The following is a 25609-nucleotide window of genomic DNA, read 5'->3' on the forward strand; positions in this document are numbered from 1 at the left end:
TATAGATTATGGTCGCAGTATTGATAGCAGACAGATGTCACTATCAATATTGCGACTGAAGTAGGTATCACTGACTCGAATAAGGCTAATTATGAACAATAAACGTCGTTCTATTTTTATCATTTTTATTGTCATAGTCATCGGTCTCATTATAGGTGGTTATTATTGGTATCAATCACAACAAGATAAAACATTAACCTTATATGGCAATGTTGATGTTCGAACAGTAAACCTTGGCTTTCGAGTTGGAGGGAAACTTACGGCTTTAGCCGTTGATGAAGGTGCTAAAATTAGCCAAGGGCAATCATTAGGGCAACTTGATGATGCACCATATATTAATGCCTTAAATAAAGCCAAAGGAGTTAGAGATAGCGCTAAAGCCCAACTAACGATGAAAGAAAAAGGCTATCGAACTCAAGAAGTTGCTCAAGTAGAATCCGAAGTTGCACAAAAACAAGCTGCATGGCAATACGCAGAAAGCTTTTATAAACGTCAACAAGGGTTAGCGGCTTCACGCGTGATTTCAGCAAATGAATTAGATAATGCCAAAACAAATCGTAACCAAGCACTTGCTGCCTTAAAAGCAGCACAAGACAAACTCAATCAGTATCAAAGCGGGTTTCGCCAAGAAGAAATAGCGGCAGCACGAGGCGAATGGCTGCAAGCGGAAGCCGCTGTTGCACAAGCTGAATTAGATTTAGCTGACACACAGTTAATCGCCCCTTCTGATGGCACAATCCTCACACGAGCAATCGAACCAGGTACCATTATTGGCGCAGGGAATACCGTATTCAGTGTCACATTAACTAATCCAGTCTGGGTGCGGGCTTATGTCAATGAACCTAATTTAGGCTTAGCGGTACCCGGTAAAGAGGTTTTACTGTATACCGATAGCCGCCCAAATACGCCTTATCACGGGACAATTGGTTTTGTCTCACCAACCGCTGAATTTACACCTAAAAGTGTCCAAACACCTGAACTCCGTACCGATTTAGTTTATCGATTACGCATTATCGTTAACGACCCAGATGATGCATTGCGTCAAGGTATGCCAGTCACTGTCCGCTTTACTCATACTGAGTAATAGAGTTCATCATGGATGCATTTGATTATCGTATTCACCTACAAGGTGTTGAAAAAACATTTAGCGGCTTAGACATCCCTGCCGTCGAAAGCTTAACCACAGAGATCTGCGGTGGCTCTGTGACAGGCCTAGTTGGACCCGATGGCGCCGGTAAAACCACGTTAATGCGTATGTTGGCAGGTCTATTAAAACCAAATTCGGGCACAATCAGTTTAATGGGGTTAGACCCGATCAAAGACAGTGTTCAGGTGCATGCTAATTTAGGCTATATGCCGCAAAAATTTGGTTTATATGAAGATTTGACCGTTCAAGAAAACCTCGACCTGTATGCTGATTTGCGCGGCGTTGTGGGTGAAGACAGAAAAAAAACCTACCAACAACTGCTCACATTTACCGATCTAACACATTTCACACAACGGTTGGCGGGTAAATTATCAGGTGGTATGAAACAAAAATTAGGGTTGGCCTGTACCCTGCTTGGAAAACCCAAAGTCTTACTTTTAGATGAACCCGGAGTGGGTGTTGACCCTATTGCGCGTCGTGAATTGTGGCAAATGGTGCATACTTTGGCTGATGAAGGCATGCTGATCCTTTGGAGTACTTCTTATCTGGATGAAGCTCAGCAATGCAAAGAGGTATTATTACTCAATCAAGGAAAACTTCTCTACTCAGGACAGCCACAAGATCTCACAAAAAAAATGGTAGGACGCTCATTTTTATTGGAAGTTCCTGCTGCCCATAAACGCACTACACTACAAAATGCCTTGGTACTACCTGAAACAACAGACGGTGTCATACAGGGCCGCTATGTACGGCTTATTTTAAAGCCTAATGCATCCCAAGATTCACTATTACGTGGCTTAAATATGCCAGATGGAAAACTGATAGAGGCAGAGCCTCGTTTTGAAGATGCTTTCATCGACCTACTCGGTGGAGGGCCTTCGCATCGCTCTGAGCTCGCGGCCATTATGCCGCAGATCCCCGCCAATCCCAGCGAAACAGTTATTGAAGCACGTAACCTAACCAAAAAGTTTGGGGATTTTGCAGCAACCGATACCGTCAATTTCCAAGTAAAACGCGGTGAAATTTTTGGTTTACTTGGGCCAAATGGCGCGGGTAAATCCACCACCTTTAAAATGATGTGTGGTTTAATGAAACCTACAGAAGGACAAGCCTTAGTACTAGGAATGGATTTAAAAACCAGCTCAGACAAGGCTCGACAACACCTTGGTTATATGGCGCAAAAGTTTTCGCTATATAGTAATTTGAAAGTTGGGCAAAATCTCAAGTTCTTCTCCGGCGTCTATGGTCTTCACGGTAAACATCAAAACCAAAAAATTGCTGAAATGGTGGAAGCCTTTAATTTTACGCCAATCATTCATCAAGAAACGGAATCGCTGCCACTGGGTTTCAAACAGCGTCTTGCTCTCGCCTGCTCATTGATGCACGAACCTGATATTTTATTTCTAGATGAACCCACATCCGGCGTTGATCCCTTAACTCGTCGTGAGTTTTGGTTGCATATAAATGGAATGGTGGATAGAGGGGTAACCGTTATGGTCACCACCCATTTTATGGATGAAGCCGAGTATTGCGATAGGATCGGGCTGGTGTATCACGGTAAGATCATTGCTGCTGGCACACCGGATGATCTCAAACAGCAAATCGCGACTGAACATAACCCTAACCCATCAATGGAAGATGCTTTCATCGAGTTGATCCTTAACTACGATAAGCAGCAGGAGGAACAATGAGCACCTCTACCGCATCTCACTTTTCTTGGCGTAGGTTGAAAGCCCTGTGTATTAAAGAGAGTAAACAAATTGTACGTGATCCAAGTAGTGCCCTCATTGCAGTAGTGATCCCATTAATGCTGTTATTTATTTTTGGTTACGGGATCAATCTAGACTCCAGTCAATTGCGCGTTGGCATACTTATGGATCAACAAAGCCATGAGGCCAGAGAGCTAGTCGATACTTTTACAGGCTCTCCATTTATTGATGCAACCGTTAGTGATAACCGTCAAGAATTGATTGATAAAATGCAGGCTGGTGAGCTGCGAGGTATTGTCGTCATCCCTGTTAATTTTTCAGAACAACTGTTGCGCCCCGAAGGTCATGCCGCTATACAAGTGATCACTGATGGCAGCGAACCAAATACCGCTAATTTCGTACAGGCCTATACCAAAGGTGTTTGGCATACTTGGCTGATACAACAAGGGGAAAATAAAGGTTATCCAACCGCTCCTTTAATTGAATTGAACATGCGCTATTGGTTCAATGAGGCTGCAATTAGTCAGCATTTTATTATTCCAGGTGCAATAAGTATCATTATGACGGTTGTTGGTGCCATTTTGACATCGCTGGTGGTTGCCCGCGAATGGGAGCGTGGCACAATGGAAGCGCTACTCTCTACACAAATTACCAGAACTGAATTATTACTATCTAAACTACTGCCCTATCAAATACTGGGGACTTTTGTGATGATCTTATGTATGGCGGTTACCACTGGTGTGCTAGGTGTGCCTTACAGAGGTTCACTATTAGTACTTTTTTTGATCACCAGCCTCTATTTAGCAACCGCTCTTGGAATGGGATTATTAATTTCAACTATTACACGTAACCAATTTAATGCGGCGATGGTGGCACTGAATGCGGCATTCTTACCTGCTATCATGCTTTCAGGATTTATTTTTGAAATATCTAGCATGCCCATTTTTATTCAAATAGTGACTTATTTTATTCCAGCACGCTATTTTGTTAGCAGCTTGCAAACGCTCTTTCTAGCTGGTGATATCTATGTTGTTCTACTGACCGACCTATTGTTACTCATTGCATCAGCCATACTGTTTATTGGTTTAACGGCATGGAAAACCCGTCGTCGGCTCGATTGATAAGGACTCGATATGTTTTATCGCTTATACACCTTGATCATGAAAGAGTTGCAGTCCTTACTGCAAGAGAAGCAAACGCGGATCATTTTAATCATGCCTGTTATTTTCCAAATGATCTTATTTCCTCTAGCAGCAACACTTGAAGTGACAAATACCACTATCGCGATTTTTGATCAAGATGGCGGGCAGCACTCGATTGAATTAACGCAACGACTTGCTAAAGCAGAAGCCTTCTCTACCGTCTTATTGCTTAACAATGAACATGAAATTCGTGAGACGCTGGATAACCGAAAAAGCTTACTGGTGGTAAGATTTGGACAAAATTTTAGCGCCAATATTGATAGTCAGCACACCGCTAACATGATGTTGCTATTGGATGGACGTAATTCTAATAGTGCGCAAATTGCAGCTAATTATATTGAGCAGATCGTTTTACAATATCAAAGCGAGCTTACCGCAGGTAAACCATTGGCAAATAATAGTGAATTGGTGGTACGCAATTGGTACAACCCAAACCTCGATTATAAATGGTTTATCGTGCCATCACTGGTCGCGTTGATTACTACTATTGGTGTGTTGATTGTAACCTCTCTTTCCATTGCTCGTGAGGCTGAGCAAGGCACTTTAGACCAACTACTGGTATCACCATTAACCACTTGGCAAATTTTTATTGGTAAAGCGGTTCCTGCCTTGATCATTGCAACAGCTCAAGCAACCTTAGTGCTTGTGATAGGTATCTTCTGTTATCAAATTCCTTTTGCGGGCTCCTTGTTACTATTTTATGCCACTATGCTTTTTTATGGCTTATCACTGGTTGGATTTGGTTTATTAATTTCAGCCTTGTGCTCTACTCAGCAACAAGCTTTTATTGGTGTATTTGTCTTTATGATGCCAGCCGTTTTATTATCTGGTTATATTTCACCCGTTGAAAATATGCCGGTTTGGTTGCAAGACATAACATGGATAAACCCTATCCGCCACTTTACTGAAATAACTAAACAGATTTACTTGAAAGATGCTCATTTTGATGTTGTGTGGCATAGTTTATGGCCACTGTTAGTCATCGCCATCATAACGAGTTCATTTGCTTATTATCTATTTCGCAAAAAAACCGCATAAAAAAACCCTTGCTAATTACTAGCAAGGGTCTGTATTCGTTTTACTGATATTGGCTATTTATTAGCGACGATCGCCAAAAATACGCAGCAACATCAGGAACAGGTTGATAAAGTCCAGATATAAGGTTAATGCACCTAAAATAGACGTTTTACGCATAGTTTCTTTATCATTTTCATCAACATTAGCACCTATTTCTTTTAGTTTCTGAGTGTCGTATGCAGTTAGACCTGCAAAAATCAGAACGCCTGCATAAGTGATCACCCAATATAGTGCGGAGCTTTTCATGAAAATATTGACAATAGAGGCGATAATTAAGCCAATAAGTGCCATAAACAAGAAGTTACCCATACCACTTAAGCTACGTTTTGTGGTGTAACCGTAAACACTTAGAGCACCAAACATTGCCGCGGTAATAAAAAATGTACTTGCTACCGACACCATTGTATAAGCTGCTAAAACCACAGAAATGGTTAGCCCAGTCAGTACTGAATAGAGCATAAACATTCCTGTTGCCATCATGCCACTCATTTTTGGCAGCAAAAATGACAACCCCATAACCAGTCCAAGCTCAACAATAATTAAGCCAAAGAATAAAATGTTATTAGTTGCTATGGTATAAAATAAGCTACTTTCCAGCGAATACCACGCAACAAAAGCAGTCAGCAACAGACCAACGGTCATCCAACCATAAACCTGAGACATAAATGTCTGAATGCCGGCACTGCTGCGCTGAACAAGAGAATCATTACGTTGATCGAATCGATCCATGATGGTTACCCTTCATACATTAATAGGAAGCGACCACAGCAATGTAAATGTGCCGTAGCCAGACAATATCCTATAAAGTTTATCACAATTTATTGACATTAACATGCAACAAAATCAAAACTAAATGGAGAATTCAGAGGATTACCAACGCTCTGCGGAAGCCTCATCACTGTCTTTTGCTTCAACCCAACGTTCATTATCAGGTAGCGTTTCTTTCTTCCAAAAAGGAGCTTTAGTCTTTAAATAATCCATTATGAATTCAGCTGCTTGAAATGCAGCGCCGCGGTGAGCACTGGTTACCCCAACAAAAACAATTTCTTCGCCGGGTTGCAAGGTACCGATTCTATGGATCACACTGACTCGCTGTAATGCCCAGCGTTGACGCGCTTCTGTCACAATATTAGATAACGCTTTTTCAGTCATTCCTGGATAATGTTCAAGAGTTAATGCGGCAACATTATCCCCCAAATTGTGATTTCTCACTTTACCTATAAATGTCACTACCGCGCCGTCACTATCACATTGTGCTAACCAATGGTATTGCTCACCTACACTAAAATTTTCTGTTTGAACCGCAATATGGGTATTTTCCATCACTAGCCTCCTGTAACAGGAGGGAAAAAAGCCACTTCATCACCATCAGATAATGGATGATCCGTAGCGACGAAAGATTGGTTCACTGCGGCTAATAACTTGCCATCCTCTAAGGCCAGTGCCCAACGCTCCCCTTTAGCAGCCAGAGCTTGACGTAATGTTTCCACTGTTGGATAGTGCTCTGAGACGTCTAAACGATCGGTTCCCACCAACTCACGCACTTGCGCAAAAAACAGAACTGTGATCATGCATCCACCTTAAAATGACCTGATTTACCGCCCGTCTTTTCAAGTAAACGAACCGGTCCAATCACCATATCTTTTTGAACCGCTTTACACATATCATAAATTGTCAGTGCGGCCACGGATGCGGCAGTCAACGCTTCCATTTCCACACCTGTTTTACCGGTTAAACGGCAGCAAGATTCAATACGTACCTGATTTTGTTCTGGCAGTGCTTGTAAGGTTACTTCGACCTTTGTCAGCAATAATGGATGGCAAAGCGGGATCAGCTCCCATGTTTTTTTCGCCGCTTGGATCCCCGCGATACGGGCAGTTGCAAACACATCACCTTTATGATGGCTCCCTTCAACGATCATCGCTAAGGTTTCTTGGTTCATGGTGATAAAGGCTTCAGCTCTTGCTTCGCGGACGGTTTCTGCTTTTGCAGACACATCCACCATATGCGCTTCACCCGACGCATTGATGTGAGTCAGCTGTGACATAGTTTCTCCTGAAAAATCAAAATCAGTTAGCCGCCGATAACGGATAAATTCGGGGTAATACCGCTGTCACCCATGTGTAAGAAATGGGTTTCACGTTTAAATTTCAATCCACCTTGAATACGCGCTTTTAAGGCTTCGTTTTGGTTATCGTCACCAAGTAAATCGCGTAATGGGATGCCATTTTCACCAAATAGGCATAAATGAAGATTTCCAAGGGAGGAAACGCGTAGGCGGTTGCAGCTTTGGCAAAAATCTTTCTCATAAGGCATGATCAAGCCAATTTCCCCTTGATAGTCAGGGTGACTAAACACTTGTGCGGGACCATCACTGCGAGCGCGAGGCATACTGTACCAGCCTTCTTGAACAAGGCGCTCACGGATGGTTTCACCCGATACATGGTAGCGGTTAAAGAGCTCGCTTCCTTCCCCTGTTTCCATTAACTCGATAAAACGTAATTGAATAGGACGATGTTTAATCCAATTTAAAAAAGATTTAAGCGCAATATCATTAACATTTTTCATCAGCACGGCATTGACTTTAACTTTATCAAATCCTGCTTCAAAGGCGGCATCGATCCCTTTCATGACTTGATAGAACTTGTCTTGACCTGTGATTGCGGCGAATTGACGTGGATCTAAACTATCAACACTCACATTAATCGCACCAAGTCCCGCATCTTTCCATTGCTGTACATCACGTGCCATACGGTAACCATTAGTGGTAACGGCAATTTTATTGATTGATTGGTTTTCGTTTATTGCAGCAATGATATCGGTAAAATCTTTACGCATGGTGGGTTCACCACCGGTAATGCGCACTTTTTCGGTACCTAATTCGGCAAAAGCACGGCTAACACGCTGAATTTCACTCAGCGATAAAAATTCGTGGCGGCCACTCGGTTTATAGCCATTAGGGAGACAATATGTGCAACGAAAGTTGCATACGTCAGTGATAGATAGACGGAGATAGTAAAATTTCCGAGCAAATTGATCGACAAGCTGCTGCATAATGACACCTTTCCAAATACGGGAGATGCGGACATTTCTATCTTGCACCCTGGTGGCTCAAAGGCCACGGCCAGAGGATCATATTCGCCATAACGAACTTAGACACAAAGGCTAGGAGTTATACTTATTTTATGTAGGGATTTTAGCGTAAAAAAAAGGAAAAAGCGAATTTGAATATCGATATATAATATATTATACAACGACTTACCAACAAGTTACCCCTTTGTTAATCCAACATAAATTCAATGTATTCGATATTATACATGTGCCATATATATTAGCTTTGCGATGAATCAATAGAATGAAAATAGTATAGTAAGTTTCGCCAAATAAAATGATGTAACTAATTAAGAACAATCTTAGCGGATATTTACATTAATTTTTGATCACCTTTAAATAGTCAAAAAAAAGAAAACACAGATAATTAATTTATTCTAAGTAATAATTTTCAATTTTATCGCTAATTATGACGATGAATACTCCAAATAATGTGAGTTGTAAGTGGATAACACGTGAAGATAGATAAGGGGTATGGCGTGGTCAACACCTCGGCAGCTTGAAGTATGACGAGTATATACGTTTAATGAAATATTTTATGATAGATTAGCGCGACTTTATCGTTAACGTGGTTAATAGCACGAATTTTCGCTTAGATTAGACCGAATAATGTAATAACACGGTATAATGACCGTGGCTTTGGAAAAATAACGAATATAGGAACACTATGCCAAATAGCAGTCTGACGGATTTTAGGCATGTTGTCGCTCTTGGGGGCGGACATGGGCTTGGTCGTGTAATGTCTTCTCTCTCCTCTTTAGGTTCTCGATTAACAGGTATTGTAACCACTACAGATAATGGCGGCTCAACGGGTCGTATCCGCCGTGCAGAGGGGGGAATTGCGTGGGGAGATATGCGCAATTGTCTAAATCAATTGATAACAGAACCGTCTATCGCCTCAGCAATGTTTGAATACCGTTTTAGTGGTAATGGTGAGCTCTCAGGCCACAACTTAGGTAACCTAATGTTAAAATCATTAGATCACCTAAGTGTACGACCTCTTGAAGCCATTAATTTGATCCGCAATATGCTAAAAGTGGAAGCAAAACTGATCCCAATGTCAGAATCTCCTGTTGATTTAATGGCTATTGATGATATGGGTAATGAAGTCTATGGCGAAGTGAATGTCGATGCTCTCGTTGAATTACCTCAAGAACTGCGTTTATACCCTAGAGTCAAAGCCACCGCAGAAGCGATTGAGGCAATCCATCAATCTGATTTAATTTTAATTGGTCCTGGAAGCTTCTTTACTAGTCTGATGCCATTACTGTTACTTGATGAGATCACCAATGCATTACGTGAATGTAAAGCCCCAATGATTTATATCGGCAACCTTGGTAAAGAACTCAGTACATCAGCCGCCAGCCTAACCTTAAAAGAAAAATTGGTAATGATGGAACAACATATTGGCTGCAAAAAAATTAATGCGGTGATCGTGGGTCCAAGAACGAATATTGAACCTATTCGCCATGATCGCTTAGTAACTCAACGAGTACTTGAAGCCGATGATATTCCTTATCGCCATGATCGTAAATTACTTTTGCAGGCTATAGAAGAAACTGTACGCTTGTTTTAACTCATCAGTAAAAAGGCTAATTGCTACAAGCCGCCCAATTAGCCTCTAACATCGTTATAACTTTACGGCAAAACAGGTTGATCATGAATTTGCAATAAAGCGTTCTCTTAGTTCCTGCAACTGATCCCTAACATTCGCTGCGGCCTCAAACTCCAAATCTTGTGCATGTTGATACATTTGTGCTTCAAGTTGTGAAATGCGTTGCTCCAGCTCTTTGGTGGATAGTAATTGAATATCATCACGTTTATCTGTTTTGACACTTTCTTTACCACGGCCTTTGGATTTGCCACCTACTTTATGGCCAATCTGTAAGATATCCCCAATTTTCTTATTCAAACCTTGTGGAACAATGCCATGTTCCTCATTAAAGGCCATTTGCTTTGCACGGCGACGCTCTGTTTCTTTAATCGCTTTATCCATTGAATTCGTGATTTTGTCTCCATACAAAATCGCTTTACCATTCAAGTTACGTGCAGCACGACCGATTGTCTGGATGAGTGAACGTTCTGAGCGCAAGAAACCTTCTTTATCAGCGTCCAAAATCGCTACCAGTGATACTTCTGGCATATCAAGCCCTTCTCTGAGTAGGTTGATACCCACCAACACATCAAACTCTCCCAAGCGCAAATCACGAATGATTTCGACCCTCTCAACCGTATCAATATCAGAATGGAGATAACGCACACGCTCACCATGCTCTTCAAGGTATTCCGTTAAATCTTCTGCCATGCGTTTTGTCAGTGTTGTGACCAATACCCGTTCATTTTTTTGCGCTCGAATACGGATTTCTGACAGCAAGTCATCAACTTGAGTCGTAACAGGGCGAACCTCAATAACAGGATCTAATAGACCTGTCGGCCTTACCACTTGCTCTATAACTTCAGAACCTGATTTCTCAATTTCATAGTTACCCGGCGTTGCTGATACATAAATCGTTTGTGGCGCAAGGGCTTCAAACTCTTCAAAACGCATTGGGCGGTTATCCAGAGCAGAAGGCAGGCGGAACCCATACTCAACTAGAGTTTCTTTACGTGAGCGGTCGCCTTTATACATAGCACCAATTTGTGGGATGGTAACGTGAGATTCATCCACAACTAATAAACCATCAGCAGGTAGGTAATCAAATAATGTTGGTGGCGGCTCGCCCGGTGCACGGCCAGATAGATAACGTGAATAGTTTTCAATACCAGAGCAATAACCTAACTCATTCATCATTTCCAGATCGAACTGAGTCCGTTGCGTTATCCGCTGTTCTTCAAGTAGCTTATGATTCTCTAGCAACACTTTGCGCCTATCAGCCAGCTCAATTTTGATCTGCTCCATCGCCTCAAGGATCCGCTCTCTTGGTGTCACATAGTGTGTTTTCGGGTAAACCGTAAAGCGTGGTACACGATGCTGAATTTGCCCTGTTAGCGGATCAAACAGCGACAGGCGCTCCACTTCTTCATCAAATAACTCGACACGAAGTGCATATTCATCAGACTCTGCGGGGAAAATATCAATCACTTCACCACGGACACGAAAAGTACCACGCGTGAACGCTTGGTCATTACGCGTGTATTGTAAATCAGCTAAACGGCGTAAAATGGAGCGCTGATCGATAATCATCCCATCAGTTAAGTGCAGCATCATTTTTAAATAGCTGTCAGGATCACCAAGACCATAAATAGCAGAAACTGAAGCGACCACAATCACGTCACGGCGTTCCAGTAAGGCTTTTGTTGCTGACAAACGCATCTGCTCGATATGTTCGTTGACAGACGCATCTTTTTCGATAAAGGTATCAGAACTAGGCACGTATGCTTCAGGCTGATAATAATCATAGTAGGAAACAAAATACTCCACTGCATTATCAGGGAAAAAAGCCTTCATTTCACTATACAGCTGCGCAGCCAACGTTTTGTTATGTGCCATTAACATCGTTGGTCGATTTTCTTTAGCAATTACATTAGCAATAGTAAAGGTTTTACCTGAACCCGTTACACCAAGTAAGGTTTGATGTGCGAGGCCATCTTCCAACCCTTCAGAAAGCCGACGAATAGCTTCGGGTTGATCCCCTCCGGGTTGGAAATCAGAATACAACTTGAATTCTTTACTCATCAATAATGCCTCTTAGCCGATTACCCTTCCTATAATACTGGATAAAAAACCAGCTTCAAGCCCCTATTTTAAATATTCTCTCCTAATATATTTATCTCACGACAAAGTAAGGTTATCCCCAAAATTTTACTTGACCTGAATTGATTTATATATTTTATGCTGAGGCCATTTTTGATCCTATCTCAAATCTCGATTTCTGTATTGCTTTTATATAACTAATTGTATTTTATGATTATTATTTATAAGCCTGAAATCACAGCAAATAAAGGCGAAGCCGCTTGTCACCTTGGATACGGTTACTTTTTTAGATCTAATTCACAAGGTTATCCACAGAAATAGTGGATAACTCTGCAATCCCTTTAGCCTAGAGCGTTCCCGCTCCATTACAAAAGTGACAATTAGCGACTATATGACATAAAAATGATGTTTTAATGAAAATATTTTTACGTAGCATTTATGCCAAAAACAATATTTACTCTGTTTTAATCGATCCGAGTTGACAAGAATGACGGGATAACGATCCAAAATTGCCTTTTACACAGAATAAACAGGAACATAACAAATTAGTCAGTAAGATCCACTAGATAGACATACTAACCCGACCTGATTAGCTAAACATAGCCTTTAAAGTGTCTAGCCACATAGTTTATCTGTACTCCCCGACTATCTTCGCTTGTCCCTACCTGTAACTCGAATTATTTTGAGTATATGTTCAATGATACTTTTTGTTACTTAACAAGTTCTCAAGCTATAACAGAAAAAATCTAATTATGAGATTTATCCAAACTAACAATTAAATAAAAACACAATAAATAAAATTACATGTAATTATAAGATAAATTACAGACATTTTAATGTTGATATAACCATAGTTAAAGACATAACATAAAAATAAAAAACAGTTAGACAGCAAACCTTCAATATAAGAATAACACCCTCATTTGATTTCTTATTAATTAACGAGCCTAAAAATGCACCAACAAAAAGTTATATTTTTAATAATATTGCTGACATTATCATTTAGCCAATATAGTCATAGTCACGCAATAAATGAACCGAAACCTATCAGTCGTGATAGTGTACAGTTTGAGCAAAAACAACGTTTAGAATCCGAATTCAATCAGCGTCATCAACTTAAAAATCAGCAAAACTTAAATCTTGATAATAAAATTGTTAATGAAAAAACTAATGATGTTTGTTTTTATATTGAAAACACAAATATATTAGGAGCCACATTATTATCCCCCTCAATAAAATCAAAACTAACTTCTTCCTATCAGTCCCGCTGCTTATCTTTAAGTAAAATAAAAAGCTTAGCTAACACTATTACTAATTATTATATTAAACAGGGTTATGTCACTTCTCAAGCCTTTATTCCAGAACAAGATCTAACTAAACAAAAACTCATCATAACTGTCATTGAAGGAAAGATAAGATCCATCGATATAGAAAACTCGCCTCCCCGCTTAGCCAAAATGATTTTTCCAAATTATGTGGGTGCAATATTAAATTTACGGGATATAGAGCAAGGACTTGAACAATTAAATCGTTCTTCATCAGCAAAATATACTATTGATATTCAACCAAGCCATAAAAATGGATATTCACGAATATTTGTTTATAAGAAATCAGCAAAAGTCCCTTTAAGTGGGCAATTAAACATCGATAATTCAGGTATCAGAGCAACAGGAAAACAATTAATCACAGGAAGCATAATTGTAGACTCATTGCTTGGGCTTGGCGAACAATGGGCATTTTCAATTAATACAGATCGTGATATCACCCACTCTCATTACAGTCGTTACTATGCCGCAAGCCTTTATGTCCCTTATGGCTATTGGTCTTATCATTACCAACTATATCAAAATAAAACACGACAACCATTTTACATCGCCAATACGTCTTACCCTTATGAAGGAAAAAATACTAACCAACAATTAGATATTAGCCGCTTAGTCTATAGAGATAGCAAACAAAGGCTCACCCTTCAAGGTTCACTTAAACATAAAAACGTCAATACGCAATTAGCACAACAAACATTAGAAATCAGTAGTCCTACGCTTTCATCTATTAATTTAAGCCCTCAATACAGCACAATACTTGGCAATGGTTATTTTACATTTAATCCTATTTTTGAGTGGGGAATATCAATTTTGGGTGCTTCACCAGATACTATCGCAAAGGATTCCCCTCGTAGCCATTATCGAAAAGCCAGTTTAAGTTCAAGTTATCAAATATATTTAAATCAAAATATCTTCTATTTGACCTCATTTTATGGCCAATACACCACAGATAACCTCTATAGTGCCGAGCGGATAAATATTGGTGGTCAATATTCTGTTCGAGGCTATCAAGAGCAATCGCTCAGTGGTAATTGCGGATTTTATTGGCGTAATGAACTCAATAGCAAAATTGCAAATACTTCTATAGGTCAATGGCATCTTCTTGCCGCACTAGATTATGGCTTGATTGCTTCTGATGCATATCAAATTGAACCTAACGCGTTAATCGGTGGGGCTACTGGCGTTTCTTTCATTGGCGATTCACATTTTGCTTCACGATTTTTAATCAGCAAACCACTGTCGTATCCCTCATTTCTTAAGCCTGATAACTGGGCCATGTATTGGTCTATTTCGTTTGCTATTTAACATCTTATTTTATAGGAGTCTTCATGCCTAAAAAAAATATCTCTCGGTCACAACGATGGTTAGGCTATAGTATTATCTATCTCACCGCTATATATCCTCTTCATCCTGCTTGGGGTACTGCTTTGTCATTAGCAGATAATAATACCCAAGTTAGGCAACAAAATAATATTCCGATTATTGATATTGCAACACCAAATAATATTGGTATTTCTCATAATAAATTCCAAACATTCAACGTCAATCAACAAGGTGCTGTTCTTAATAACACTATCAATAATGTTAACTCTCAATTAGCTGGACAGATAACAAAAAATACTAATTTAAATGGCAAAGCTGCTGATCTCATTATCAATGAAGTCACTGGAAATGCACATTCCCAATTGCAAGGAAAGCTTGAAGTGGTTGGGAAACAAGCCAATGTTTTAATAGCCAATCCTAATGGAATTACATGTAATGGTTGCAGTTTTACCAATACCCCAGCCATTACATTAACCACAGGTAACCCTATCATTAATAGCGATGGCGGTCTCTTTGCTATTGAAGTAAAAAAAGGTAGCGTGATTATTGGCCCCCAAGGCATGAATGCAGAGGCACAAGACTACGCAGATATTATGAGCCGAGCGACAGAACTCAATGGCCAAATAAAAGCAAAAAATCTCACTTTAATGCAAGGTGCTAACCGAATCGATTTTCAAAATGGTTCGATTACCCCTTTAACAAGTGAAGGTGCTAAACCTAATATATCTATAGATACCAGAGCGCTTGGTGGTATGTATGCAAACCAAGTGCGCCTAGTGAGTACTGAAGCTGGAGTTGGTGTAAACCTTAGCCATATCCAAGCCAATCAAAATAACCTAACCATGACGGTTGATGGAAAAATTACGATTGCAGGTGATCTTCAATCTCAAAATGAAATAAACGTTAGTGCTAAAAACTTACATATTAATACAAACACAAAACTCAACGCACAAAAAGATATAACCCTAGCGACAAATACCTTAACTAATCATGGCCAAATTATTTCAGGCAAAGATGTGCGAGTCTTTGCTGATACGATGAGCAATACAGGCAAAGATACTCTTATTCAAGCGCAAAATAATTTGTGGGTGCAAAAAAATGCCAGTGGTGATTTAGCTACCTTAATTGAAAATAAATCTGGGACGATAAAGACCAATGCGGGGGATTTGGTAGTTCGGACAAAAAAACTGGCAAATACGGCGAATACATCCACCATAAAAATTTCCAACATCAATGCAACAACTAACGATAGTGAAGATTTTGTCTCTTCTCACTTTGGAAAAAGGCAAGGTGTTGTATCGATTATTTCACTCTATCCTCGATTAGAGAGTTTCCCTTATAAAAAATGGTTCGGGAAAATCGATTTAATCAACAGTGACAGCATTAATGTTGAGCGAAAACAATATATAAACCAAGGGAGTATTGGCGTTATAGCATCAGGGAAAAACGCCTATATTAATGCAAATGATTTAGTGAATGATTTTGGAAAAATTACCGTAAAAAATAATGTGATATTGACGGGGCAAAATGCATCTATTTCCGCGTTTAACTCAGGTAAATTAGACCTTTGGTATAAATATGATACCTCTTATAAAGATTTAGGGAAGTTTGCAGATGAAAATGATGATAATGGAACTTACGATATATTTTATGTGAGTGAACCCTTAGACTTCAAATTAATAGATAAATTCTATTCTTGGGCTCCTGACGCCTTAAATTATCAATCCATATCTGCCGGAAACAATATTGTTCTTGATTTTAAAAATACAATTAACATTGAGAGCAAACTACCTAACGCCGAAAAGCCAATAACCAAAATAACACAAATAGGAACGGCTCTAGCAGCGATTACAGCCAAAAATATGGTATTCAATGCTAATAATGTCAATATTTCAACCCATTTACAATCAACCAATGACCTTTCTATCATTGCAAATCAAAATATCAATATTGATAATGCAAACCTAAATTCAGCTAATTCACAAAGCCTAATCGCTCATAATAATATTAATCTTAACCAAACCAATTTAGCCGCAAGAGATAGCACTATTATCGCTAAAAATGGTGATATTCAGTATGCATTAAATCCAATATCCGCATTTAACGATAATCAATTGGTTCTCCCATCCATCAATGCCTCGAATAGTCTTATGTTTCAAGCAGGGAAAAATATTACCTTTGATAATACTCAAATAAATAAAAGTAATAAATTTAACCTAATCGCCAATGAAAATATCATTATTAATCGCAATGAATTGGATCTTATCAATTTAGACCCAGTAAATATCACGACAGTGACAACGGAGTTAATGCCTAAAATAGGTCTATGGGAAAGCGATCATGGCATGCTGTTTACTGCTGGAAAAAATATTGAAGCACAGGGAATAACCTTCACAAGTGGTCGTTCTCTCACCTTCAATGCAGGTCAAGATATTCAATTGGCATCAAAAGCCATCGATAATGTTCATCATTTATTCAAAACCAATCGCTATCCAGAACTTCGTTCTAAACTAATTGCTAATGGTGATATCACACTCAATGCTGCGCGTGATATCGATTTAAAATCGGCATTATTACAATCTACAGCTCGTATCACGTCATTATCAGGTCGTGATATGAAACTCACGACAACACCTTATTCCGCCCTCGCAACACCAAATGAAGATTGGCAAGATGTTCAGCACCTTACCACGTCAATAACTGGAAATAACGGTGTCACACTTGCCTCTAATGGCGCAATTACGTCACAAGGCAGCTCGATTCAATCATCAAATGACATACTTATTTCTAGTGGTGGAAATACCCGCCTTGAGTCAGTACAGACTCATTACCGTAAACAAGAAGGAAAGCGTTTAGAAGATTTATATGGCCAAATAGGCACCACAATTAGCAGTGGCAAAAACCTTTCCATCGTTTCTGAAGGCAGCATTTTATTTCAAGCTTCCCGTTTAGTGGCCAATGGGCTTCTCGATATCGCAGCAAACGGTGGCTATCTCTATGCACAAGCCATGGAAGAAACCAGCCATTACGAAGAACGACACAAAAAATGCAACCGCTGGACGCTTTGCATCACTAGACGAGAAGTGACAAACACTCATCATGAAACCACCAATAAAGTCACTGAATTTACTGCCGGTGGCAATATTAATCTATTAGCAAAAGATGATGTCACCTTAGAAGCGTCAAAAATTAGTACGCAAAATAATGCTCAAATCACCAGTCAAACAGGCAGTGTTAATTTTAAAACCGTCAAAAACTCAACCTTTGCACAAGAAATTTCTAAGTCGAATGGCTTTTATATTACTCAGCGTAATAAAGGCTATACCGCAGATAAATGGGTACTACCTGCATTACATATTGGTGGTCAGCTAACAGTCGAAGCCACAGAAGGTATAACCGCAGATATTAAAGCCCAAAACGCACTGAGTCTGCAAAATGCGTTAAATGCATTAGGAAAAACTGAAGGAACAAAATGGCTTGTAGGACTAAAAGATCGCACAGATGTGCAATGGAATTTAGTTCAAGATGCCTATGACAGTTGGGATTATCAAAGCCAGCATTTAAACCCTGTTGCGTCTGCTTTGATCATGATCTCGGTAGCTGCAATGACGTCCGGTACAGCAACACAGTTTTCTGCTTGGGCAGCATCAGGGAGTACGGGAACAACAGGAGCCATGATATCTGGTGCCGCATATTCAGGAATGACAGCACTAAGCACGCAAGCCGCTGTTGCACTCGCTGAAAATAAAGGCAACTTATCAAAAACACTAAAAACGTTAGGACAAAGCGACACCGTTAAATCCATTATTGCCCAGATGGTAGTCTCCGGCGCCCTCAATGGCTTAGATGTCAAAATGGGTTTTACCGACGGCGCAGCTAGCAATAGCAGTTTACCGTTATTAAGTAATGGTGACTGGGGTAAGGTTGCACAACGTGTTGCCGCTCAATCAACGATCAGCTCGACAATCAATACCGCTATCCAAGGTGGAAATTTTAGCGATAACTTTAAAAATGCACTGTTAAGTAATATCGGCAATCAAATTCATGCCGAAGGAGCCAAACTGATTGGCGATAATGGCGAAATTTTAGGCCATACAGGGAAAGTATTAAGTCACTCGGTTGTTTCTGGTATTAGTGCTGAAGTTGCCGGTGGAAACGTGAAAGGCGCGGTAGTTGGCAGCTTAGCAGCGCAATTAGCAGGCATAACTTTAGATAATAATCTAATTAATGAAAAGGAGTGGAAACAAACTACTGAAAGACATGCTCAATTATCTCGCGTTTTAGGCGGATTTGCTGGTGCTATTTTCACTGGAGATGCAGGTGGTGCCTATAGTGGCGCTAATGCGGCTGAAAATACATTTCGCTTCAATCATTTGCTTCATGAATTAGCGATGGACTTTGACAGTGAGATGCAAAGATGTGGTGATAACCTAACCTGCCAAAATACTATCATCAATAAATATGCCGCATTCAGTAATCAAAACACGAGTAACTTAGAGAGTGAAATAGCTGACCGTCCATTAGTCGCCCAAGGCGTAACAAGACAACAAATTGAAAATGCCTTTGCTTTAGCCGATCGCCCTTATTGGGCAAGCTATCTCGGCGCAGATGTCATGCGCAATGATCTCGCAAAACACTATCTTCAATATTGGAACGCTCAAGATTTAGCTCTGATCGATATACAATCCCCAACTTGGGTGAAATTTGCTTCCTTTATTGCTGAGCCAGACAATCAAGCCTTGCTGGTCAGTGGTGGATTATTAGCGAGAGATCTGAGCAATTTTGCTATCAACTACTTTAGCCGAAATTCAGCCATAAAAACCATTTCAGCCTCTGAAATTGGTATGAAATGGGTAGGACAAGGTGGTTCAATAAATCAACAGGGGATTGCTTGGGAAGATGCCATTGCGGCAACCCTCCCTCAACGAGCTAGATTACCCAAAAAATTTAAAACATTCGATTTTTTCTATCACGAAGAGAAATTGGCGATAAGCGCCAAAAGTATGGATACACAAACATTAAGTAAACTGTCTCAACCAAAGCAAATTTATAGTACCCTTAAAAGAAATATTGATAGTGCGGCAAAATTTGATCAATATTCAATTTCAGGCTTTAATCTAAAATCAGGCATGATAGCAAAAAGAGAGATATGGCTAGCTATTCCAAAATCTACTACTCGAACTCAATGGATAGAAATCAATCGAGCTGTAGCCTATGGGAAAAATATGGGCATTGAAGTAAAAACAACACAGGTAAAACAATGAATTTCATTCAAAATCAAGCATATTGTGCTGGTATCGTTATGACAGATAAATTTATTTGCATAAATACCGAATCTGGATATGGACTAGTGACTATTGACCCTGACTTTCCTTCTATTATATTGCCATTGGACAGTACGGAGCAGGTTCTTGGTGAAAAATTGCTGTGTGCTCTTAAGCGAAGTAATACTCAAATAAACGATGAAGATTATAATATTCTTTTTAACCCAGAAAATATGAAAGAAAAATGGAATAGATGGCTAAATCAACTAAAACTGGATTATCAATATCGTTCTAAACGTCATTTACTCGCTAATATGCTAAGTTGCTCTGTTTTTCTGTTAAACAATCAACTTAACATCTCTCCTACCAACCATTCAAAATGGGAGGGGTGGGAAGGACTTGGTGAATCAAAACATGTCATTTTATCGCTTGATCATTCAACGGAAGAGATAGGTGCAGGGTTACGATTAGCATTGAGCCGTTGCACAACAAAAGAGTTTTAATTTAATATAAGAGAGTGCTGGTTAGTATTTAGTACACTAGCACTCTCTATATTTTAGAGTAAATAAAATAATATTATTTTTAGTAATCATTAATTAATAACAAGAAATTATATAGTTACTACTTTTCTGGTAATGCTTTATTTTAATATAGCTTTGAAATTAGCCCATTACCACTAGGAATTTAACCTAAAAACATTGATTATAAACAATTCACTTTCACTTTCAGGCTATTTTTAACATAAAACCCCCAGATAATTAGTCAATTAACTATTGGGGGTTACTTCAAATTACAATATAAAAAAAGGCTATAATATATAATAAGTTATTTTTTAATTATACAGTTTATCATTTAAATACAACTTAATCATTAAACGATTATGTATCCATTGACATATTTATTTTATATATATCACACTAAAGCTTACTTAGTGAGATTTACATCGATAACCTGATAAAAAGCATTTGTAGTATCATATACATCCCATACAGCTAAAATAACATGATAGCCTGTACGATCAGCAGGTATAGTACATTGGAAATCAATCGGAGTTGCCAATGGAGGCGCCGCTCCATTGTCATCACGTTGACAGAATGGTGTTAAATCAAAAGATGCTCTAGTTAAAGGGCTTGACTGATCCCATCCCGTTTTAGTTATAAAGTATCTCCAGTTAGTCGTTTTATGTGCCGCGGTTAAAAACCATGTAAACTTATTTGATCCTGTTTTTAACTCAGTTTTCTTCCAACGATCAGGGGTTTGCTCGTCAAGAGGGGCGAATGCTATATCACCTACACTGGCAATATTTCCATCAACAGGACCTGATGCAGGGAAGTTTTTCAACGCTTCCAAACTTTGTGGATAGTAAGTAGGCCCATCTCCACAATTCAAATTGCCTGGTGTTTTCTGATTTCCACTGTAATCACGAACAAAGCACATATATGAACGACTTGGTGGAGTAATAACATAACCATGAGCACTTGACTGGAATGATATGGAGCAAAGTACAGTGCTTAATAAACTAAACAATATTAACGGCAATATTAATTTACTCATAACAACCTCCTGAAAAAGAAATATAAGCTATATTTTATATATCTGAAAGCAGCTGAGCACTATTCATTAATGATATTCAATTGCTTCATTAATACTGTTTTATCATTTAAATAGAAGTCGTAAATTGAAAATTTCAGTATCTTTCGCTAGATTTATTTCATTATAAAATATGTATATTTGATAAATAGAAATGACTCATCATAATACTCCTTGGTGAGTATAATTTGTCATTGATAAAATACATATTCTAATATGAAAGAGGTGATAATATTAATCAAACCTATTTAGTCCCCTAAAATAACCATATTATTGTTAAAAATAATGATAATAGTTATCACAACACTACATTAGATTGTAAAATACCTGATAAAGTAAAAATGAAGTTCGCCCTGAGATGTAAAAATACAGTGAGGCCGATGCAAAAAAAAATCAATAAAAATCAATACCATCACAAACTTTTGGCAGTCGATTCTTATATCCTATTTTTTATTTGGCCTTCACTTTAATTTCATCACTAGACGGTTAGCAAACACCTCACATCAATATACGACCCAACATTTGCTAACAGTTCGATATTTTTATGAGGAATAATACCAAGACAAGGTGCATTGAGTGAACGGTGTAATGTCGCTAAATATTCGGCCTGATAGTCTCCTGCTGGCTCGACTTCATTCGCCACCCACCCCACCAATTTTAGCCCTGATTGTTTAATTGCTTGTGCGGTTAATAATGCATGATTAATACAACCCAGTTTGATGCCAACCACCATAATTACTGGTAATTGTTGCTCAACCACCCAATCTGCATAACTTTCTTGCGCAGATAATGGCGTGTACCAACCACCAGCTCCCTCAACCAACACCCACTGAGCCTTTGACTGCAAATGTATTAATCCATCGGTCATAACCGAAAAATCAATCGGCTGGCCAACTTTTTCGCTAATAATATGTGGCGATGTCGGAGCTTCAAATACAATCGGGTTCACTTCTTGGTAAGTTAATGGCAATGTGCTGTTCGCTTGTAAAAATAGTGCGTCACTATTGCGTAGCCCCTGCGCTGTTTGTTCACTGCCTGATGCAACAGGTTTATAACCCGCAGTTCGATAACCCAATTGTTTAGCCGCTTGCAGTAATGCACAACTAACCACGGTTTTACCGACCTCAGTATCAGTGCCGGTCACAAAATAAGTTTTAGTCACGATAAATTATTCCAAATACAGTTTGATAAGTAAGCTCAAGACCCTTTTCAGACATGGGATAAGCGCTCTCAAGTCGATGTAATCGCTGCCTTGTCATCAATCCACCACGCCGCCCTGCGGTGAGATGGGTCGCGCCAATACCTTTCAATGAATTCAATAATCGAGCTAAATCCGGAAAATGCAGTTTATCGGTCTGAAGCAACAATTGATGCTGCCATGGTTGGCAACTCGCGGTGATCTGTTCAAAACTTAAAAACGCATTTACATGCGAATAGCCATCTAACCTAGCCCAAGCTTGCGATAGCTCCGATAGAGAGCCTTCAGCAAGCGTGGTAAACACAATCACACCACCACTTTTAGTCACTCGATGCAATTCAGTCAGCGCCAGTGATAAGTCAGAGCACCATTGGATCGCTAAATTAGAAAAAACCACATTAAAAGTTTGGTCGGCAAAAGGCAGTGCTTCCATATCCGCACAGATATACTGCTTCGCCGCATTTTTTTGACGTGCAACATCCAACATGCCGGACGATAAATCTAATGCGGTCACTTCAGCCCCTTGTGCTTTGATTATTTGGCTGAAAAAACCAGTACCACAGCCAACATCAATCACTTTTTTAGCCGCTAAATTCACCTGTGCTGAGGCTAATAAATCCAGCAGTTGATGACCGCTATTTTGTTGATAATACGCTATCGAATCATAGCGTTTTGCTGCTTTACCAAAGGCCGAAGCGATTTTTTGTTTTTCATCACTTAATGGTAAAACCATTTAACGCCTCCAACAGTTGATCAATATCTTGTTGGTAATGAGCGGCACTCAAAGTAATGCGTAGTCGTGCACTTCCGGGTGGGACAGTTGGTGGCCGTATCGCTTGTACCCATAGCCCTTTTTGTCGTAGATAATCAGAAAGTTGTAAACTGATCTCATTATCTCCCACGATGACAGGCTGAATTGCCATCTGTGAGTCCGCTAATTGCATATCCCGAAATTGACTATTTTTTCTAAAATACTCAATATGTTGCTTGAGCTGTTCCCTCGACTCATCCGCTGCACGGATCTGTTGCAATGCCGCAGACAACGCAACTGCCTGAGCCGGTGGCATTGAAGTGCTATAAATCAGGTGACGAGCGGTTTGAATAAAATAATCTGCGGTTGTTTCATCACACAAAACAGCTGCGCCACTCAAACCAAATGCTTTACCAAAGGTCACAATCAATAATTCAGGTTTGATACCATGTACATCACAGCTACCACGCCCTTCTCGCCCTCGCACACCAATACCATGAGCATCATCAACCATTAACCATACATTATGTTGTCCAGCAAGTTGTTGTAATTCAATCAGTGGAGCGCAATCGCCATCCATACTAAAAACGCCTTCAGTAATAATCAGCGTTTTTCCTTCTGTTGGATGAGCTAGCAACTTTTCTAATGATGATGGGCTATTGTGGGTGAAGCGTCGCAAGTTAGCATTCGATAACATTGATGCTTCAAGGATCGAAGCATGACTGAGCTTGTCGGCTAAAATACGATCCCCTTGACTCATCAAGGCAGTGATCACCGCTTGATTTGCCGCAAAACCCGAAATAAACAGTAGCGCTCTAGGGTAACCTAACCACTCCGACAGGGTATTTTCTAGCTGTTGATGGGCAAGCGAAAAACCGGTTACATGCCCAGATCCCCCACTACCTGTACCATATTGCGCTGCACCTTGCTGCCAAGCTTCAATCACCTTTGGATGACGACTTAACCCTAGATAATCATTGCCTGAAAAGTTTAGATAATGTTGCCCATCAACCTGTAATTTACGTCCTGAGTTATGTTCAACACAGATCCGCTGGCGCCAAACAGAATTTTGTCGCCGCTGTGCTAGTTGCGCCTGCATAAAAGATTGCCAGCTCATTAGATAGCCGCGTTATAGAACTGTTGATTATCGGCAGTCAGTATTTTTTCAGCTAAATGGGCTGCTTGCTGGTTATCACCATCACTCACCTCAATACGTTCAGGATTGATATTGAGTTTTTTGAATAATGCCAGATCTTTGTTTTCATCTGGGTTTGGTGTTGTCAGCAGTTTACAACCATAAAATACAGAGTTAGCACCCGCCATAAAACACAGCGCTTGGGTTTGCTCATTCATATATTCGCGCCCCGCCGATAAACGTACATAAGAGGTTGGCATCATGATCCGTGCAACCGCGATAGTACGAATAAAATCAAATGCATCAACGTCTTCATTATCTGCCATTGGCGTTCCCTCAACCTTCATCAACATGTTGATTGGCACACTTTCAGGTGGCTTGGGTAAATTAGCGAGTTGGACCAATAATGCAGCACGATCACTCACTTTTTCGCCTAAACCTAAAATGCCTCCTGAACACACTTTGATCCCCGCGTTACGCACATTATCTAACGTGTCGAGACGGTCTTGATAAGTTCGAGTAGTAATAATATTGCCGTAGTACTCAGGTGAGGTATCAAGATTATGGTTGTAGTAATCAAGCCCTGCCTCTGCAAGACGCTGCGCCTGATTATCATCGATCATACCCAGTGTCATACAGGTTTCCATGCCAAGGGATTTGACTTCTTTCACCATCATTTCAAGGTAAGGCATATCCCGCTCACGTGGATTACGCCACGCAGCTCCCATGCAGAAACGCGTTGAGCCTGCCTGCTTTGCCTTTTTCGCAGATTCTAATACTTGCTGAACTTCCATGAGTCGTTCAGTTTCTAACCCTGTTTTGTAACGAGCGCTCTGCGCACAGTATTTACAGTCTTCAGGGCAAGCCCCTGTTTTGATCGATAACAAAGTACTGACTTGTACTTGCTGTGGGTCAAAATGCTGTCGGTGAATTTGCTGAGCTTGGAATAGCAGTTCAAAGAAAGGCATTGAAAACAATTCATTAGCCTGTTTAGTTGTCCACTTTTTTAATTCGCTCACGGCAGGTCTCCATCGTAAAAAGTCGTTGCCAGTTTAAATATTGTGGTTATCATGTCAACCAGAT

Annotated in this window: 19 protein-coding genes and 1 riboswitch; of the genes, 8 read left to right on the plus strand and 11 right to left on the minus strand. The window is 39.8% G+C overall.

The window, feature by feature from the left end; translation table 11 throughout:
* Positions 1-91 precede the first annotated feature (91 nt).
* The 4 genes from hlyD to JI723_RS14795 are packed head-to-tail and all read left to right on the plus strand — an operon-like array spanning position 92 to position 5096.
* Positions 92-1084: a secretion protein HlyD gene (gene hlyD, locus JI723_RS14780; protein WP_319068739.1), complete on the plus strand. Its 993-nt coding sequence runs from the start codon at positions 92-94 to the stop codon at positions 1082-1084.
* 11 nt (positions 1085-1095) lie between these two features.
* Positions 1096-2838, plus strand: a complete 1743-nt coding sequence (locus JI723_RS14785) for an ATP-binding cassette domain-containing protein (protein WP_272581060.1) — start codon at positions 1096-1098, stop codon at positions 2836-2838.
* Complete coding sequence (locus tag JI723_RS14790) at positions 2835-3977, plus strand: ABC transporter permease (RefSeq protein ID WP_070924988.1); 1143 nt, start codon at positions 2835-2837, stop codon at positions 3975-3977. Before JI723_RS14785 ends, JI723_RS14790 begins: the two co-directional genes overlap by 4 nt.
* A gap of 12 nt (positions 3978-3989) precedes the next feature.
* Positions 3990-5096 (plus strand): ABC transporter permease, encoded by a 1107-nt coding sequence (locus JI723_RS14795; protein ID WP_070924989.1) that lies wholly within the window; start codon positions 3990-3992, stop codon positions 5094-5096.
* A gap of 60 nt (positions 5097-5156) precedes the next feature.
* On the opposite strand, the gene JI723_RS14800 is transcribed toward JI723_RS14795, so the two are convergent.
* The 5 genes from JI723_RS14800 to moaA form a co-directional block, all read right to left on the minus strand.
* Positions 5157-5864 (minus strand): Bax inhibitor-1/YccA family protein, encoded by a 708-nt coding sequence (locus JI723_RS14800; RefSeq protein ID WP_070924990.1) that lies wholly within the window; start codon positions 5862-5864, stop codon positions 5157-5159.
* A gap of 141 nt (positions 5865-6005) precedes the next feature.
* Positions 6006-6458: a molybdopterin synthase catalytic subunit MoaE gene (gene moaE, locus JI723_RS14805; RefSeq protein WP_319068735.1), complete on the minus strand. Its 453-nt coding sequence runs from the start codon at positions 6456-6458 to the stop codon at positions 6006-6008.
* A 2-nt stretch (positions 6459-6460) separates the two neighbouring features.
* Positions 6461-6706: a molybdopterin synthase sulfur carrier subunit gene (moaD, locus tag JI723_RS14810; RefSeq protein WP_070924992.1), complete on the minus strand. Its 246-nt coding sequence runs from the start codon at positions 6704-6706 to the stop codon at positions 6461-6463.
* The gene (gene moaC / locus JI723_RS14815; protein WP_070924993.1) at positions 6703-7182 is read right to left on the minus strand and encodes a cyclic pyranopterin monophosphate synthase MoaC; all 480 of its coding nucleotides are present in this window, start codon (positions 7180-7182) and stop codon (positions 6703-6705) included. Before moaC ends, moaD begins: the two co-directional genes overlap by 4 nt.
* 26 nt (positions 7183-7208) lie before the next feature.
* Positions 7209-8189 (minus strand): GTP 3',8-cyclase MoaA, encoded by a 981-nt coding sequence (moaA, locus tag JI723_RS14820; protein ID WP_272581061.1) that lies wholly within the window; start codon positions 8187-8189, stop codon positions 7209-7211.
* Positions 8179-8319, minus strand: a riboswitch (molybdenum cofactor riboswitch). Its footprint overlaps the gene before it by 11 nt.
* A gap of 594 nt (positions 8320-8913) precedes the next feature.
* Here moaA and yvcK point away from each other — a divergent pair.
* On the plus strand, positions 8914-9822 hold the full coding sequence (gene yvcK / locus JI723_RS14825) for a uridine diphosphate-N-acetylglucosamine-binding protein YvcK (RefSeq protein ID WP_070924995.1): 909 nt from the start codon (positions 8914-8916) through the stop codon (positions 9820-9822).
* Positions 9823-9903: 81 nt separating this feature from the next.
* On the opposite strand, the gene uvrB is transcribed toward yvcK, so the two are convergent.
* Positions 9904-11922: an excinuclease ABC subunit UvrB gene (gene uvrB, locus JI723_RS14830; RefSeq protein ID WP_272581062.1), complete on the minus strand. Its 2019-nt coding sequence runs from the start codon at positions 11920-11922 to the stop codon at positions 9904-9906.
* Positions 11923-12893: 971 nt separating this feature from the next.
* Between uvrB and JI723_RS14835 the strand changes: the two genes are divergently transcribed.
* The 3 genes from JI723_RS14835 to JI723_RS14845 are packed head-to-tail and all read left to right on the plus strand — an operon-like array spanning position 12894 to position 20355.
* The gene (locus JI723_RS14835) at positions 12894-14570 is read left to right on the plus strand and encodes a ShlB/FhaC/HecB family hemolysin secretion/activation protein (protein WP_337979537.1); all 1677 of its coding nucleotides are present in this window, start codon (positions 12894-12896) and stop codon (positions 14568-14570) included.
* Positions 14571-14593: 23 nt separating this feature from the next.
* Positions 14594-19852, plus strand: a complete 5259-nt coding sequence (locus tag JI723_RS14840; RefSeq protein ID WP_272581064.1) for a DUF637 domain-containing protein — start codon at positions 14594-14596, stop codon at positions 19850-19852.
* Positions 19849-20355 (plus strand): contact-dependent growth inhibition system immunity protein, encoded by a 507-nt coding sequence (locus JI723_RS14845; protein WP_272581065.1) that lies wholly within the window; start codon positions 19849-19851, stop codon positions 20353-20355. Before JI723_RS14840 ends, JI723_RS14845 begins: the two co-directional genes overlap by 4 nt.
* Positions 20356-20776: 421 nt before the next feature.
* On the opposite strand, the gene JI723_RS14850 is transcribed toward JI723_RS14845, so the two are convergent.
* From JI723_RS14850 to bioB, 5 genes are all read right to left on the minus strand, one after another.
* Complete coding sequence (locus JI723_RS14850; protein ID WP_319068723.1) at positions 20777-21406, minus strand: lytic polysaccharide monooxygenase; 630 nt, start codon at positions 21404-21406, stop codon at positions 20777-20779.
* Between the two features lie 514 nt (positions 21407-21920).
* A complete protein-coding gene (gene bioD / locus JI723_RS14855; protein WP_319068720.1) occupies positions 21921-22604 on the minus strand; it encodes a dethiobiotin synthase in 684 nt (227 codons plus the stop codon).
* A complete protein-coding gene (gene bioC / locus JI723_RS14860) occupies positions 22597-23373 on the minus strand; it encodes a malonyl-ACP O-methyltransferase BioC (RefSeq protein WP_140180642.1) in 777 nt (258 codons plus the stop codon). The genes bioD and bioC overlap by 8 nt, the downstream gene beginning before the upstream one ends.
* Positions 23354-24508: an 8-amino-7-oxononanoate synthase gene (bioF, locus tag JI723_RS14865; protein ID WP_272581067.1), complete on the minus strand. Its 1155-nt coding sequence runs from the start codon at positions 24506-24508 to the stop codon at positions 23354-23356. The genes bioC and bioF overlap by 20 nt, the downstream gene beginning before the upstream one ends.
* Positions 24508-25545, minus strand: a complete 1038-nt coding sequence (gene bioB, locus JI723_RS14870) for a biotin synthase BioB (protein ID WP_140180645.1) — start codon at positions 25543-25545, stop codon at positions 24508-24510. The genes bioF and bioB overlap by 1 nt, the downstream gene beginning before the upstream one ends.
* Between the last annotated feature and the right edge of the window lie 64 nt (positions 25546-25609).

Origin of the sequence: Providencia manganoxydans (assembly GCF_016618195.1) — a bacterium.
In the GTDB taxonomy this organism is placed as follows: Bacteria; Pseudomonadota; Gammaproteobacteria; order Enterobacterales; family Enterobacteriaceae; genus Providencia; species Providencia manganoxydans.